A 14,375-nucleotide genomic window follows, 5' to 3' on the forward strand; every position below is an offset into this window, starting at 1 on the left:
GGAATCAGGCGGCGCCGCTGCGGCGCGCCAGCAGCGCGTTCCAGGACGGGCAAGCGCTGCTGCGCGCCAGCACGGCGGCGGTGTCGGGATCGGGGCCGTCGAACAGCTCGACCTGGGCAAAAGCGAGCAGCAGCGCGACGCGCTCCTCGTCCGGCCAGATGTGCCGGCAAGCGCGGCCGAGCCGGTAGGCCTGCTCGAACTGGCCGGTATTGAGCAGGCCCCACAGCAGGCCGATGGCCACCGCAAGATCGAGTGCGATGGGGGCGTGGCGCGGGCGCAGCTTCATGCCGCCGCCCGCGCCGGCGTGGCCGGGTCGGCGCCCGCGCGCGCCAACAGCTCCATTTGCTGCAGGCGCAGGCGCAGGCGCACCGCCTCTTCGACCACCAGGATGGCGGCCATGCTGTCGGCGCGTTCTGCAAGGTCGAGCGCCAGCGCATGGTCGACCAGGCGCTTTTGCAGTGCGCGCAGGCCCGGCAAGGGGTCGCGCGACCAGGCAGGATTGGCGACCGTCAGCGCGGCGCCCAGAAAGCGCGTCAGCGGGGCCAGCGTTGCCTGGGCGGCCGTTGCGTCCGGCGCCAGCGAGGCCGATTCTTCCCAGTGCGTCAGGTCGGCGCGCTGGACCGGGACGATCTGCTGCGGCGCCGCCGGTCCGGCGATGCCGAAGTGGGCGTCGCCGCCAGCGCCACCGGCGCGGCCGGCGCCGATGCCGCCGACGGAGGCGATGCCGCTCATGCCAGCAGCTCGCGCGCCGCCTGCCATGCGGCGCTGTCGGGCAGGCACGGCTGGCCGCCGGCATCGAGGCGCAGGCGCCGCACCACATACCAGCTGCCGTCGCCCAGCATGGCCGGCAGCCAGCCGGCGTAGCGCGCCGGTTGCAGCGCGCGGCGCCGCAGGACGCTGTCGGGCTGCACGCGGTGCGCGCTGTCGCGCGCGAAGCCGAGCGCGACCAGCGCACCATCCGCCAAAGGATAGGCCAGCAGCTGCAAGCCGTCGCCGTACGGCTGCTGCATCACGACCTGCTCTTCGCGGGCCTGGCGCAGCAGGCGTGCGGCGATGTTCTCGATTGTGTTGTCGGGGGTGCTTTCCATGGTCTTCTCCATCAATTGTTTCTGGTGCTGTGGTGGTCCTGGCGCAGCCGCGCCTGCAGCACGTCGCCGGGCGCCGGTGCCAGCGCCGGCAAGGCGGCATGCTGTTCGATGGTCATCTCTTGCAGTTGGTCCAGCAGGCCGGGGCGCTGGGACGGCGGCGCGCCGCTCCACATGGCCTCCGGACAGCGCGCGAGGGTGGCGCGCAGCACGAGGCAGGCGGCGCCGCGCTGGCGCGGACCAAGGCGCTCGACGTCGACCAGCTGGCGCAGCAAGGGGCCGGCCTGGCCGGCACCGGGATCGCCCAGGCCCAGCAACAGCCTGGCCAGCGCGCCCTGCCCGGCCAGCGGCGTGGTGTGCGCCTGTTCCGACAGTTCGCGGCGCAGCTCGCCGGCCAGCGCAACGCTGGTGTTGACCAGCTGGAAGCAGGCGGCGTCCTGCATGGACAGCCACAGGCGCGGACCAGAACGGCCGCGGCGGCGCAGTTCCGCGTGCAGTTGCGCCGGCGGACGGCCCAGCACCTCGCCGGACGGTCCGGCTTAAGCGAGCAGGATGTCGAGCAGCGCGGCGGGCGCCATGGGCGCATCGCGGCGGCCGCTGGCCGGGGCGCCGAACTGCTGGCGCAAGGCCGACAGCGTGGCGGGAGCGGCATCGAGCGTGGCCAGCGCGCCTTCAAGGGCATCGGCAGCGCGCTGGCCCTGGGCGATGGCGGCGCCATGGTGCGCAGCGAGTTCGGCCTGCATGGCATCGAGCCGGTCCCTGCCAGCCGGGCGCCGGGCGCCATCGCCGCCTTGCTGGTCGAGCAGCTGGCGCGCCTGGTCCAACAGCGTCTGTTGCTGAAGCGGATCGTCGAGGCCCTGCCACGGATCGCCGCCGTCGTCAGCCTTGCCCTCCAGCTTCGCGACCAGCCGGGCGGCGGCCGTGTTCAAGGGCGTGTCGGGCTCGTCCTGGGCAGAGGGGAGCGGGCTGGTGAGCGTACGCGACAGGCGCCGCGCCAGCGGCAGGCGTACCGCGGGCAAGTGCGCCTTCAAGGCGCCGGCGCCGGCCAAGTGGTCGAAGCCGGCCTTGCCCATGGCCTCGCTGGAATCCGCAGGACGCGCTGGCGCCGTCGCGGACACGCTGTGCACGGGCAGCGCCGCTTGCAGGGAAGAAATCGATTGGGTCGCCATGGCGGACCTACAGCGGCCAGCGGACGGCGTCGTCCTTGCGGCCCAAGCCGCGGCGCCGGCGAAGATCGGCGTCGGCGCCTGGTTCGTGCGGCTGCAGGATGGGGCTGGCGGGGATCGGTAAGCGGCGCGGCGCGCCTGGTGTCGGTAGCATGGTGTCGTTGCGCACGCCTCCCCCCGGCGGACTGTTCCGCATCGGCTTTCGGCGTGCCCTCCCTGGTAAGTAGGCGGTGATGCCGGCGCCATCCGCGTGACGACGCCCTTGCCCCCATGGGTGCGCAGAGAGGGGCGCTTGGTTCCATGGGCGGCGCGTGCCAGCCGAAGCGCTTGTCGCCATTGATAGACGGGCGAGGTCCCCCCCCGCTCCGCCGTAAGGAGAAATGTCTGCGCGCGGCAATGGAACCATCGACTGCATCTGAGCGACCTACTACCGGACACTACTGCTACGACAGGGGCGGCTACCTTGAAATCCCTTGCACGGCCGTGGTTTCAAGCGCTCGACGCGGGTCATCGCGGGAATACGTAACGAGCAAAACACCAACCACACTCTAACCAGCAAGTTCGGGTAAATGCGGTGATGCCAGGTGACTGGCGGGTCCGCTACCTGAAGCCACCAGGAGCATATATTATGGCAACAAACCCTCTCTCACCCGCGTTCCGCGAGCGGCCCAAATTGAACGGGGACCAATACAAACCAGTGCCGAGATTGACGGACGCTGAGGTCGCTGATAGGACAGGTCCGAGGTGGAGCAAAGACTGGAACAGTAATGTCGGAGATGCAGCAGCGGCGGCCCTTACGGCGTGCATCCGCGCAAAGATCGGCAGCAAAGCCCAAGGTCCGATGATCGCAACAGGGACGAGATGGCGCCCTCAGCATCAAGTAGGCCAGTCGGCAAGAAACATCTCCCATATCAACCTGACATTGCTTAAATTTAGAGTGGGAGACCTTACCGGGCACGAAATGTATTTCAAAAACCGCCTTGAAACCGAAACCTTGCATATCACGCATGCAACCAATCATGCACTCACCGGTAACAGGGCGGTACTCTTTTCCCGCATAAAGCTTCAAGAAGAAGGGGTCGTCTTCCCTACAGAGAACACCAATGCCAATGATATTGACCAGCTTGCAACAGACGACCACGTCTTTTTCGCCTTGGAAGTGGGTGATTGCCAGAAGCCCGCAAGCCGATTCGGCGGCACCATCCATCGGTTTCCGTTCGATCAACCCGCCGTGAAGCAGCAGGGCATGATGCACTTGTTCGACGCTTTAATCGACAAACCTCCGAGACTGGCGTCGCAGTTCGAGAGCATTCCAGCGGTCGAGGCAATGTCGGACGATCAGCGTACGGATGTAGTGGACAAGCTGGCAGAGCAGGCAAAGAAGCTCAAAGCGACGAACACGCTATTTCATGGCCCGCACATCATGCAGGCATTGACGCTGTCGGTTATCGAACGCTGCCGCGCTTTGCCGCAGACATTGCGCGACGACCTGCTGCAGCATGGTGAGCTCAATACGATCGTGAATGTCTTGTTCCGGCCGCAGATTCTCGTCCCACGACAATTTTATGGGACGCCGACGCAATCGAGAACGAGCGAGCAGCTGGACATGAACGCCCTTAACGAATTGGACGATTCGTCGGAGTTTTCTAGCGACTCGGAGGTTTCCAGTGGCGACGAGGAGTTTTACAATACAAACTTACATCATGGCAGCGCGGCGCCACCCTCCCTCCCATCGTTGCATTCTGCCTCCAGCGAGAGTGGGGGATGAGTCTAGTGTCAGTCCAGGAGAAAGCAATGGGACCAGATAAACTCTTGCCGGCACTGTGGCCGTTACTTCATGGCTTCGGCATCAACCCGCGAGGCCTCGCTCCGGCACCAAATTATGAATTCGAGATCGGCGGCCACACGCTGTTCGTCGCGGTCGAGGCGAGCGGGCAGGTATTGCTGGTGACGCCGCTCAGCCGGGGCACGACAAGCGCGCACGACGATGTGGGCTGGCGGATCCTGAATCAGAATACCTTCGGTCAGCCAGCGCCGATCCTGATCCACAGCGCCAGCGGGAATGCCGAAGAAGTCCTGCTGTGGTGCGAGTTTTCGCTGCTGACGCTGCCTTCAGATCAGCTGAGGGCACTGCCAGAGCGTTTTCTCGCCAGGCTGCTCAACACCCAGTCCTTGCTGGAGGGCGTCGAACCGAACGGCCCCGGCATGGCGGAGCAAACAGCGGCAAAACCACCGCGCCGGCAACCGGCGACAGCGACGCAACTGCGCGAACGGCTCGACCGGCACGCCGCGTAGAAACTGAGCCACTGCGGCCGCCGATGCGCTGTCCTGCGCCAGCCATCGGCAGCCCGGTCGAGGCGATGTGGTGCCCCGGCGGGTGGACAGTGTGCAGGGGCAGCGCCGCTTGCAGGGAGGAAATCGATTGGGTCGCCATGCCGGAGCTACAGCGGCCAACGGCCTGCGTCTTCCTTGCCGCCCAGGCCGCGACGCTGGCGCACAGCGGCGTGGGCGCAGGGTTCGTCAGGTTGCGGGATGGAACATGCGGTAATCGGTAAACAGCGTTGCGATGATTGTGTCGGTGCCATCGTGTCCTTGCGCCCGCCTCCTTCCGGCGGACTGATCCGCACCGGCGTTCGGCATGCCCTCCCTGTTAAGCAAGCGGTGATGCCGGCGATGTTCGCGCGGCGCCGCGTTCGATCCGGCCTCGCTGCGGGCCGCCATCTCCACGCGCGGCAATGGAACCGGCGGCCCCCTTCGAGCGACCCACTACCGAACACGGCTGCCGTGACGGGGGAAACCAGGCTGACAGCCTTTGCACGGCGTTGTTTCCATGTGCCCTGCGCGGCCCACCGCCGCCAGACGCAACGAGCAGGAATCGAGCAGCACCTCAACAAGCACATTTGGGCCGTGCGGGCCATGCCGGGCGACTGGCCGGTTCGTCTGCCTGAAGCAACCAGGAGAATATCTTATGAAGTCAAGTAGTTCCACGCTCTCAGTCCACAGCCCCCGTTCAGCGCCGCAAGCAACAGAGCAGGCCGCTGCGGCCAAGAATATCGGTGACATGTCGGGGAAGTGGCAAATGGGCATGATCGGCCCGCGCGGAAAAGTGGAAGCACAGACAATCGTGAGGGCATATCGCACCGGCCAGGCTGTCAAAGCTCACAGTCAAATGATTGACCAGGGTGCGAGATGGAAGGAACACAGGGGTGCAAACGGCATAAACCGCACGACGCAACAGATCTCGCATCTCAATTTGAGGAATCTGATCGTCAGAGTTGGGAAACTGACCGAGCCCGAAATCGTGTTCAGGAAGCGTTTTGAGGAAGCGGATTTGCAGATCACACATGCCACGAATCATGGACTGAACGCCAACGGAAACGCTGTGCTTTTTTCGCGCCAAAAACTGGAGTCTATCAACGAGAAGATAGAAGAACGAATCGCGTTGCTGGACGACGGTACGGAAGAAAAAAGGGAGGCCGAGGAATCGCTAATAAAGTTTGATGATACAAATACCGATGTTAACGATATTCTCCAGCTCGCGACGGATGACAATGTTTTCTTCTCCCTGGGGGCCGGACCCAACCAGAAGGATGACAGCCGGTTCGGCAGCAAATTGCACAGGTTTCCGTTCGATCAACCCGCCGTCAAGCAGCACGGCTTGCTACACCCGTACGACGTGTTAACGGGTGAGTTCTCGCCTGTAGAACCCTGGCTCAAGGACGTTCCGGCATTCAAGGCACTGTCGAAACCGGACCGCGAGAAAATCCAGGCTAATCTGGATAATCATGGCAAGACACTTAACGCCGCGAACACGCTGATGCACGGCCCGCACCTCATGAAGGGTTTGGGTCTGTTGATTATCGAGCGCTGCCGGGTTCTGCCCGACAAGCTGCGCGACGACCTGCTGCAAAACAGGGACATCAATACGCTGATGAACGGCTTGTTACGGCCCCAGATTCTCGTACCCCACCAATTCTTCGGCGCGCCGACGGAAACTATCGAGTCCATGCGCCCGACCGCGAACGATGTCTCGTCGGACTCGTCGGACTCTTCGGACGCATCCGACGTTGAAGCTGACGACTCGGACGGCTCGGACGGCTCGTGGGGCTCTTCATCGAATGTATCTTCGAGCTCATCGAATGCGTCGTCGAGCTCATCGAATGCGTCGTCGAGCTCATAGAATGCGTCGTCACACTCATCCGTGTCCAGCCGCTACGGACAGTGGGTCTAACCTGCTGACAGGACCAAACAATGGAACCGGAAAAACTCTTCCCCAAACTGTCGCCGCTGCTTCATGGTTTCGGCATCAACCCGCGAGGCGTCACTGCGGCGCCAAGCTACGCATTCAAGATCGGCTTGCACACGATGTTCGTCACGGTCGAGCCGAGTGGGCAGACGCTGCTGGTGGTGCCGCTGAGGCGAAGCAGGACGGACGGGCAAGACGATTCAGGCTGGCAGATATTGAATCAGAATACCTTCGGTCAACCGCCCCCGGTATTGATCCACAGCGCCAGCGGAAGCGCCGAAGAAGTCCTTCTGTGGTGCGAGTTTTCGCTGCTGACCTTGCCTTCCGATCATCTGAGCGCACTGCCCGCGCGCTTTCTCGACAGGCTGGGCAAAACGCAGACCTTGCTGGAAGGCGTCATGCCCGCAGGTCGCGGCATGCCGGATCAATCGGCAGCGAAACCACGCCATCGGCAGCCGGCGATGGCGACGCAACTGCGCGGACGGTTCGACCGCCACGTTCCGGACTATGTCGGACGTGCTAACGATGCACCCGAGCCAGCGAGCCTGGCCCTGTTTGCCATCGGTGCGCCCGGCCTGGCGGGTGTGACTCGCCGCCGCAAAGCGGCGCCGTAACGCGCTATCACGCGGTTTCATGTCGGGAAACCTTACACAAGACGCAACATCAATGATTGCAATCCCGGTTAAGCGATTGATATATATAGTTTGTTTTGATGCGGCATGGAAATTGCTCAAGTTGTAAGCATTCCAACCACTTGCTGTGACCCGCCATGATCAAGAAACTGTTCGTCCTCGCCGCCACGGTACTGTGCTCGTTCAACGCATGGGCCGGTTACACGCAATATAACTTCGAAGCAACAAGCTGGGGGAACATCTTCGGGTACATCATTCAACACGATGACGGGTCGATCGCCATGTTTGATTTCAAGCTGAAAGATGACGACCCTGACATAGCAACGCACTTTTACCCCTTCACCGGCACGGGCTGTGTCTGCCTGACAAGTGCAAGCACCAATTTCACCAATACCGGCTTCGATCTTGGGCCGAGTAACTTCTCTATCCGCGATGACTACGACGGACACCGTAGAGCAGAGTTCAACATCAGCTTTATCGAGCACCCCACCGGCATGTTCATCTACACCGCAACCAACTCGTTCACCCGTAGCGAGGATCTTGATACGATCGTCTATTCGGATACGTACACCGGGATCCTCGAGGGAACCAGCATCGATCCCGAACTGGCGGCCTATTTGGATGCCAACAATGGCTACCATCCCGGCGTTCCCCGCATTGTCCCGAACTATGTCGGACATGCTAACAATGTACCCGAGCCAGCAAGCCTGGCCCTGTTTGCCATCGGTGCGCTCGGCCTGGCGGGTATGACTCGCCGCCGCAAAGCGGCGCCGTAACGCGCTATCGGCGTAAGCGATCACGCGGCGGCGCATGTAAGTCGGCCGCCAAGGTCATGCAAGTGCGAGCGTAGCGGATGGGCGGCAAACATCTCCTTCCAGATCCGTGGCGTGAGCTGATGCACGAGTGACGCCGGATGCTGGCCGACACGCTGCAGCACGTCCACGAAGTCGTCGTACGGATTGATGTCGTGTAGCCGACAGGTCGCCAGCAGGCTTTGCACAATGCCGATATGTTTGGCGCCCAGCTCGGTCCAGCTAAACAGCCATTTCTTTTTACCCATTGGGATGACCCGCAGGGCGCGCTCTAGGTGTTTCGTGTCGATCGATACCTCCGGGTCATCCAGGTAGACCGACAGGCCGGCCCGGCGCTCGCGAATATACGCCAGCGCACCAAGGAAGGGACTGCTCGGCAGGAATCCCCGCTTTTCGAACTGTTCGTCGATCCAGCTGAAGAAGCGCTCGAGGACAGGTTTCGATTGTTCCTGACGGCGTGCGTGCTTGGCCTGGCCCGTCAGGCCATCGTCGCGAATCTGCTGCTCGGCCTCGTACAGAGCGGCGATCGCGTGCAGTGCCTGATCGGCTTGCGCCGGCTCGATATCCCTGGCATCAAAGATTTTACGGCGCGCGCGTGCCCAGCATTGCGCGTGCGTGATCCCCGTCTTCTTCGCGTAACGCGCATGGGCGCTGTAGCCGTCGCTCTGCAAGACGGCGCCATCCGGCCTGTGCAGGCCAAGCGCGGTCTCAACGTGCTTGGCCGCCCGGCTGGGGTAGTACCGGAAGCAGATTTCATCCTGTTCTCCCACGACCGGCCACAAGTAGGCGACCTTCATCTTGGCCGGTCCAGCACGCCCCGCCTTGATCGGCGTTTCGTCCATTGCGATTACGCGTGAGCGCCACGCCGACTCCAGCTGGGCATTGAAGATCGGCTCGATCAGCGATACCGCGGCCGGCATCAGCTTCGTGATCCAGGCGCGGCTGACATTGATGCCGGAATCCTGCAGTTTGACGTGCTGACGGTACAGCGGCTGGTGGTAGGCGAACTTGTCGATGATCATGCCGGCGATGAAGCTGACGTCGGCAAGGGAGCTCAGATGCATGCCGTAGCGAATTCATCCCTTGTCCATCGGGGCCAATCAATGGCAAAATGATCAAGCAAAGTTGCCCCTATTTTGCGACGGCGACAAGCACTCACCGTCCGGCCTTGTCCCATATCGTCCAGAATCGTTTTTCATACTTTTTCCGTACTCGATAAAAAAGGGCCGGCAACATAAGTTGCAAGCCCCTGATTTCAAACACAATTTTGGTTGGAAGTGCAAGTTTCGAACTTGCGACCCCTGCAGTGTGAATGCCAGTGAACAACCATTTCTACAGGGCTCGCCTAGGAGAAAAATTGTCCAGAGCATCAAGAGTCGCTGGTGATTTTCACTTTATTACACCAAGAATTACACCAGCCCTGCCCGCCCTTTTCACGGTCGGCAATTGAGAAAATAGCATCCTCAATGAGGTTGCGCAAAAATGACCGAGATGTCAACGTGTAAAGTCGCAGCAGGAGAATATGCCCATGCCCGTCCGACGCCAAGACGACACCGATACTCGGCGCAGACGGGACAGGCCCATGGACGCCGCACCACCTGCTCCGCACCAGCGCCACGCTGATGAAGCGCCTGGGCGTGTCGCTCGACATCATCGACCGGTGTCAGAACCACGTTCTGCCTGGAAGCAAAGTGCGCCGACATTACTTGCACCACGACTATGCTGATGAGAAGCGGGATGCGTGGGGGAGGCTCGGATCACATCTGGCGTCAATTCTGAAAGATGTGTAACGACTTGACCTCCGCATTACCACTTTTTCATCTGAATAGGGGTGTATTTATTAAAGGCCTCCGCAAGAGCCTGCTCAGCGATGCCGCTATCGATCCATTCCTGCACCCAGCGCGTTGCATGATCTGTTGCCTCCGCATCGGTTTTGAAGGTCCCAAGAGCGGCAAAGTTGATGAAGCCGGAGGGGCCGGCAACCTGTGCCTCGGCTGAGAAGTGGGCATCGGCAGTTGGCATAGCATCCGCATAGATGAAGTACCCACGATATTCGATGCCAGTTTTAGTTGCCATATTTCACTCAAAAGTCCCTCTACCGCTTGGCGCCGTACATACAGTGCAACAGGACTAACAGCATACACCAACGACACTTAGACCAGCGACGCTACGATTTAGGAAAGCAACCCTCATTTCGCCATAAGCTCGCGAGCGGAAAATACCGCGTCCAAGGCAGCACGAATGACCTTTCGCTCGACCGGAGTCAGGAGACGTAGGTCAAACTCGATGCGATCAGAGTATTTTTGTGAAGGAGATAATTCCGACGAGCCTGGTGAGCCCCCAAAACGTAGCCACGTAGGGTCGACGTCCAGCCATTCAGCAAGCGCAACCAGCTTTGCTTGTGTCGGAATCGCCTCGCCAATCAGCCACTTTCTTGCCGCGTGCGAGGTGATTGCCATCCGTGGAAAGCGCAGGTTAAACGCTTTGGAAAGGGCTGTGGCGCTACGACCGTAGGGTTCAAACGCGGCTATAGTACGCAGACGTTCCGCAAAGCCGGTTCGACAAATTTCGCCAGGTGTCTTCTTTTCCATCGTTACTCGCTGATTTTTTCCGCAATGATACCGCTAGAAGCGATGGCGCCGCACACAAAATGCTCGACAGCGAAACGCTCGGCCCCGCAGCGCCGGTAGTGCGCCAGGAGGTCGGCGCCGATCATCTGCATGGGCGACTTGTCCGGACCGTCGATCCGGTGCATCTCCAGGATGAGCGGGCCGGTGGAATCTAGCACATGCCCGCGCCTATACGATCACTCGCAGCCAACAGACCTGTGCGGGTTCGTCCACTCTCATATGCCGACACGACCGTCGTCTGGACCGACCACTCTTGCACTTGGAGCGGCGGCGCCGGGTCATCCAGGCTCCCAGAAAACACCGTACTAGTCAGAACCTACGGAATCCTCATTATTTTCATCATGATGTTCGTGACGCGATGGAAGGTTAGTAGCGTATATACACCCCAAAAGCACCACCACAGGCCGAACCAAAATTTGGTAGCAGTGCTTGACTCAACAAAATAAAATCCAGCCAAGCAAGATATGCAAAATAATATGCCACTGCGCAGTGCGGAACTAATATAATCGATCAAATCACTAATATAGTTTGAAGAACGCAATCTCCCCATAACGCTGTCCGTTGGCAACGCCATTAAAATTGCTTGAGCGGTTGCAATGAAGCCGGTAAATATCGCACCAACACTCAAGGCTGCCGCCAAAAATTCTTTCTCACCGTTAGGGAGATGCGCATCGCACAACCACCATAAACCCATGACCGCCAGCGCCACGACGGCAGGAATATAACGCTCGACCTTGAGGCTCATTTTCTTATCCTGTAATTAATGCTTGCCACCCTGCTCTCGCTCTCTGCAATGCAATCCAGCGAGATACTTGAGTATACTGTCTATCACCACCCAGAGTAAGCCCATCAACAATCATTTGCAGCTTTGGCGTCAGCATATTAATAGCATCCAATTTTTCACCATTTTCCAATATTCCCTCTATCTCAAATGCACGAATAGTACGCGTTTCATCTTCCCGATCTGCTTTTAAAATGTTCGTGAGCTTTTTAATCAATGACCGGGCTGATGCATCTTTCAAATGCCCACCCCGCTTAGAAGTGACGGTCATCTCAAGTATTTCGCCGTTTTGCAGAGCGCTAAATTCAAGTGCACGGGCCAAACTAATATCGCCTTGACGGTGAGCATCAGATATTCCACCGACGTCAACCTTATAATGAATTTTGGTAATGAAATCAGCTTTCGCCAAGCGAACCGCTGAACTATCATCAATTCGGACATCAAGGTGATAATGCCGCGCCCCAGGCGGCACTTGCGCAATCCTGTTTAAATACTCCTGTATCCCAGCGGACCGCACTCCAGAGTGGTTATATTGGATCAGCAAATACTTATTCACAGGATCATACAATGCCGAGGTGGTGTCGCCAAAACCCTCATCATCCGCAAGCCCGAAACCGCTGATGGCAGCAGCCTTCCCGACTTTTCCGGGGCCTAATTCAAACTGCAATTTTGTGAAATCTAGCATCCACCAATCAGAAGTATTTCCTTGGGAAGGGCTGTTGGGAGGCGCAGCAACTTCCAGTCGGACGTCGTAGTAGCCAATACGACACGTTCTCTCTTGCAAGCCTAACGCCGCCGTTGAGCCAAGCACAGACTCCAATGGAAGGGCGCCTGTATCGGCTCTCACCTTGAATAGATTAACACTCATCTTACCGGTCATGACGCGCTCAACAAAGATTGTAAAAATGCATTGTCGAGGAACATTTTGTTAACTGCAAGAAAATTCTTGTTGCTGCTACAAGCACCCCGCGATCACGGCTTCGAGCTGCGTCTCGTACTTGAGGTGCAGCGGCAGATCGCGCGCCAGGGCGAGCACCTTCTCGCCGTCGCTGGCATCGGGCGCCAGGGTGCGTGTGGCGAACGTCGGCCGCTCGAGCGCCGCTGTCACGCACGGGCGGTAGACTGGCACCTTGACCTCTTGCACGACCGGTGTCGGGCCGGCGCAGGCTGCCAACAGCAGCACCACCAGCAGCGCGCACGCCCACAGTATGCGGCGGGCGCTCATCGCACGGACTCCAGGATGACGTTCACGGCCGGCATGGCCTCGTCGCACGTGGTGGCGCGCACGCCGGCGACCTTGGCCAGCGCGGCATCGAAGCGCTTGCCGGCGACAGCGGCCTGCTGCTGGGCGACCTGGCCGCGTGCGTCGGCCACCAACTTGGCCGCGCCGGCCGCCTCGACTGCGGCGTTCTGCGCCTGGATGGCGCCGCGCAGTTCCGCGTTCGCGCTGCGCTCGTCGGCCAGCTCCACCCGGGCGGCGTCACGGTCGCGCGCCGCCAGGAACCAGCCGCCACCAGCCCACGCGCCCACCACCAGCAGGGCGGCCAGCAGGATCACAGCGATGACCTTCCAGATGCCGCCCGTGACGCCAGCGGCCAGCGTGCCCAGGGCGCTCATTGGGCCGCCACGCACTGCGCATGCGAGCGCTTGCGATCCGCCCACAGACCGTAGCAGCGCTTGTTCGGGTGCCCCTCGATCAGCGACGAGCAATCGTAGCCAGCGGCGAACCGGTACAGCAGGATGGCGTCGCACGCGGCCCGGTAATCGCCAGCGGCGAGGCGGCGAGTCAGCGTCGAAGGACCGGTGATCCGGCCGGCCTTGTCCAGCGAATAGCAGAAGTTCGTCGGACCGATGTTGTAGGCCAGATCGACGTACACATCGTATTCCGCCTGGCTCAGCGGCGCGCGCACGCATTCCTTGACGGCGCCCTCGTAGGTCCGGACGTCGAGCAGCGCGCGCTGGGCCGCCTTCACCGGCGTGGTGCGGTCGCCGGCCTTGACGCCGCCGGTGGTGCCGAAGCCGATGGTGGGCACGTCGCCCTTCGTCGGGATGACCACGCCCTCTGTGTAGCCCTCGCGCGTGAGGAGTCCAACGAACGCGCCGGCGCTCAGCACCAAGCCGGCGATGCCCACGCGGGCCTTATTTGTCAGTGCCATGCAATTCCTTCTGCGCGAGCAAGCGCGCGCCAAATGCCAGCGTCGAGACCGCAGCCGCGATGCCGGCGAATACGCCATTGGGGATGCCGGCAGGCTGCACCAGCGCGATATACACCTCGGCGGCGCCCAGCAGGCCCGCAGCGGCGTTGAATTTCAGGCTCCAGGCCTTGGCGAGCACCGCGCGCCAGTCTTCGATTAATTTCATTTGCCGCTCCAAAATCCGCTTCCCTTCGCACCGGTAGCGCCGGTTTCGCCCTGCTTTCCTGTGCTGCCGGCCGCGCCGCGCTTGCCAGCATCGCCGTCGCTGCCAGCGCGCCCACGGTCGCCGGTTTCGCCCTTCTCGCCCACGCCATCAGCGCCGGCCGGGCCTTCGATGCCTTGGGCGCCAGTCTTGCCGGGCGGCCCTTGAACGGCTTTCGTCGGATAAAGCGCCGCCACCAGGATCAGCGCGGCGGCAACGCAGAGGAAAATACGGAGCACCCAGTAAAATGAGGTCGACCACTTTTTCGCATTCACTTGATGTGCCCTCCCGCGATTTTTTCAACGATCCAGTAGGCCATCCCCAGAACCGCGCTGCCCAGCGTCATCACGCCCCACTTCAGCGCCTTGTTGCGCTCATCCTCAAGCGCCGCGATCTGCTTCGTCGCCGTATTGAGCTTGGCGTCCGCCTCCTCCTTGTTTTCGTCAACTTCGCGCTGCATTGCGGCCAGTCCGGCCGTCAGCAACGCAATTTGTGTTTCGGTCGATATTGTTTGCGTCATTGGATTCTCTGAATGGCCTTGCGCGACGGACCGATGGGTAGCGCGTTGATGCCGGCGAGCGGCAATAAAAAAGCCACCCGAAGGTGGCCTGTGGTGGGGCGCGTGC

The 14,375-nt window shown here is 61.0% G+C and carries 22 protein-coding genes and 1 pseudogene; 5 read left to right on the top strand and 18 right to left on the bottom strand.

Going from position 1 to position 14,375, the window contains the following annotated elements:
• Positions 1 to 4: 4 nt before the first annotated feature.
• From F2P46_RS02035 to F2P46_RS02060, 6 genes are read right to left on the bottom strand one after another with little or no spacing between them, the layout of a single operon-like run.
• A complete protein-coding gene (locus tag F2P46_RS02035; RefSeq protein ID WP_166884773.1) occupies positions 5 to 286 on the bottom strand; it encodes a hypothetical protein in 282 nt (93 codons plus the stop codon).
• On the bottom strand, positions 283 to 732 hold the full coding sequence (locus F2P46_RS02040; protein ID WP_166884774.1) for a hypothetical protein: 450 nt from the start codon (positions 730 to 732) through the stop codon (positions 283 to 285). Before F2P46_RS02040 ends, F2P46_RS02035 begins: the two co-directional genes overlap by 4 nt.
• Positions 729 to 1,088 (bottom strand): hypothetical protein, encoded by a 360-nt coding sequence (locus tag F2P46_RS02045; RefSeq protein WP_166878761.1) that lies wholly within the window; start codon positions 1,086 to 1,088, stop codon positions 729 to 731. Before F2P46_RS02045 ends, F2P46_RS02040 begins: the two co-directional genes overlap by 4 nt.
• A gap of 11 nt (positions 1,089 to 1,099) precedes the next feature.
• The gene (locus F2P46_RS02050) at positions 1,100 to 1,606 is read right to left on the bottom strand and encodes a hypothetical protein (protein WP_166884775.1); all 507 of its coding nucleotides are present in this window, start codon (positions 1,604 to 1,606) and stop codon (positions 1,100 to 1,102) included.
• 18 nt (positions 1,607 to 1,624) lie between these two features.
• A complete protein-coding gene (locus F2P46_RS02055; protein ID WP_166884776.1) occupies positions 1,625 to 2,254 on the bottom strand; it encodes a hypothetical protein in 630 nt (209 codons plus the stop codon).
• 7 nt (positions 2,255 to 2,261) lie between these two features.
• Positions 2,262 to 2,447, bottom strand: a complete 186-nt coding sequence (locus tag F2P46_RS02060) for a hypothetical protein (RefSeq protein WP_166884777.1) — start codon at positions 2,445 to 2,447, stop codon at positions 2,262 to 2,264.
• Between the two features lie 432 nt (positions 2,448 to 2,879).
• Between F2P46_RS02060 and F2P46_RS02065 the strand changes: the two genes are divergently transcribed.
• The 5 genes from F2P46_RS02065 (at position 2,880) to F2P46_RS02085 (ending at position 7,905) form a co-directional block, all read left to right on the top strand.
• Positions 2,880 to 4,019: a hypothetical protein gene (locus F2P46_RS02065; protein ID WP_166884779.1), complete on the top strand. Its 1,140-nt coding sequence runs from the start codon at positions 2,880 to 2,882 to the stop codon at positions 4,017 to 4,019.
• A 26-nt stretch (positions 4,020 to 4,045) separates the two neighbouring features.
• Positions 4,046 to 4,546, top strand: coding sequence for a CesT family type III secretion system chaperone (locus tag F2P46_RS02070; protein ID WP_166884780.1), 501 nt, complete (start codon positions 4,046 to 4,048; stop codon positions 4,544 to 4,546).
• A gap of 673 nt (positions 4,547 to 5,219) precedes the next feature.
• Positions 5,220 to 6,431: a hypothetical protein gene (locus tag F2P46_RS02075; RefSeq protein ID WP_166884782.1), complete on the top strand. Its 1,212-nt coding sequence runs from the start codon at positions 5,220 to 5,222 to the stop codon at positions 6,429 to 6,431.
• A gap of 71 nt (positions 6,432 to 6,502) precedes the next feature.
• Complete coding sequence (locus F2P46_RS02080; RefSeq protein WP_166884784.1) at positions 6,503 to 7,111, top strand: PEP-CTERM sorting domain-containing protein; 609 nt, start codon at positions 6,503 to 6,505, stop codon at positions 7,109 to 7,111.
• A gap of 155 nt (positions 7,112 to 7,266) precedes the next feature.
• Entirely contained in the window at positions 7,267 to 7,905 is a 639-nt protein-coding gene (locus F2P46_RS02085; RefSeq protein WP_166884786.1) for a PEP-CTERM sorting domain-containing protein, read from the top strand.
• Positions 7,906 to 7,925: 20 nt separating this feature from the next.
• Here the strand turns inward: F2P46_RS02085 and F2P46_RS02090 are convergent.
• The 12 genes and pseudogenes from F2P46_RS02090 to F2P46_RS02145 all read right to left on the bottom strand — a co-directional run.
• Positions 7,926 to 8,993 (bottom strand): annotated as a pseudogene (locus F2P46_RS02090) (IS66 family transposase); the annotation flags it as partial.
• Positions 8,994 to 9,747: 754 nt separating this feature from the next.
• Positions 9,748 to 10,017 carry a hypothetical protein gene (locus tag F2P46_RS02095; protein ID WP_166884790.1) on the bottom strand — a complete coding sequence of 90 codons (270 nt, stop codon included), beginning with the start codon at positions 10,015 to 10,017 and terminating at the stop codon, positions 9,748 to 9,750.
• Positions 10,018 to 10,130: 113 nt separating this feature from the next.
• Entirely contained in the window at positions 10,131 to 10,532 is a 402-nt protein-coding gene (locus F2P46_RS02100; protein WP_166884792.1) for a hypothetical protein, read from the bottom strand.
• A gap of 2 nt (positions 10,533 to 10,534) precedes the next feature.
• Positions 10,535 to 10,729: a hypothetical protein gene (locus F2P46_RS02105; RefSeq protein WP_166884794.1), complete on the bottom strand. Its 195-nt coding sequence runs from the start codon at positions 10,727 to 10,729 to the stop codon at positions 10,535 to 10,537.
• Between the two features lie 158 nt (positions 10,730 to 10,887).
• A complete protein-coding gene (locus tag F2P46_RS02110) occupies positions 10,888 to 11,316 on the bottom strand; it encodes a hypothetical protein (protein WP_166884796.1) in 429 nt (142 codons plus the stop codon).
• Positions 11,317 to 11,320: 4 nt separating this feature from the next.
• Positions 11,321 to 12,232, bottom strand: a complete 912-nt coding sequence (locus tag F2P46_RS02115) for a DUF6731 family protein (RefSeq protein WP_166884798.1) — start codon at positions 12,230 to 12,232, stop codon at positions 11,321 to 11,323.
• Positions 12,233 to 12,307: 75 nt separating this feature from the next.
• Entirely contained in the window at positions 12,308 to 12,577 is a 270-nt protein-coding gene (locus F2P46_RS02120) for a hypothetical protein (RefSeq protein WP_166884799.1), read from the bottom strand.
• Positions 12,574 to 12,969, bottom strand: coding sequence for a hypothetical protein (locus F2P46_RS02125; protein ID WP_166884801.1), 396 nt, complete (start codon positions 12,967 to 12,969; stop codon positions 12,574 to 12,576). Before F2P46_RS02125 ends, F2P46_RS02120 begins: the two co-directional genes overlap by 4 nt.
• Positions 12,966 to 13,508 (bottom strand): glycoside hydrolase family protein, encoded by a 543-nt coding sequence (locus tag F2P46_RS02130; protein ID WP_166884803.1) that lies wholly within the window; start codon positions 13,506 to 13,508, stop codon positions 12,966 to 12,968. The genes F2P46_RS02125 and F2P46_RS02130 overlap by 4 nt, the downstream gene beginning before the upstream one ends.
• Positions 13,492 to 13,713 carry a hypothetical protein gene (locus F2P46_RS02135; protein WP_166884805.1) on the bottom strand — a complete coding sequence of 74 codons (222 nt, stop codon included), beginning with the start codon at positions 13,711 to 13,713 and terminating at the stop codon, positions 13,492 to 13,494. The genes F2P46_RS02130 and F2P46_RS02135 overlap by 17 nt, the downstream gene beginning before the upstream one ends.
• Complete coding sequence (locus F2P46_RS02140) at positions 13,710 to 14,024, bottom strand: collagen-like protein (protein WP_166884807.1); 315 nt, start codon at positions 14,022 to 14,024, stop codon at positions 13,710 to 13,712. Before F2P46_RS02140 ends, F2P46_RS02135 begins: the two co-directional genes overlap by 4 nt.
• A complete protein-coding gene (locus F2P46_RS02145; protein WP_166884809.1) occupies positions 14,021 to 14,269 on the bottom strand; it encodes a hypothetical protein in 249 nt (82 codons plus the stop codon). Before F2P46_RS02145 ends, F2P46_RS02140 begins: the two co-directional genes overlap by 4 nt.
• Positions 14,270 to 14,375 lie beyond the last annotated feature (106 nt).

The sequence above is a fragment of the Massilia sp. CCM 8734 genome, assembly GCF_011682155.1.
In the GTDB taxonomy this organism is placed as follows: domain Bacteria; phylum Pseudomonadota; class Gammaproteobacteria; order Burkholderiales; family Burkholderiaceae_D; genus Telluria_A; species Telluria_A rubra.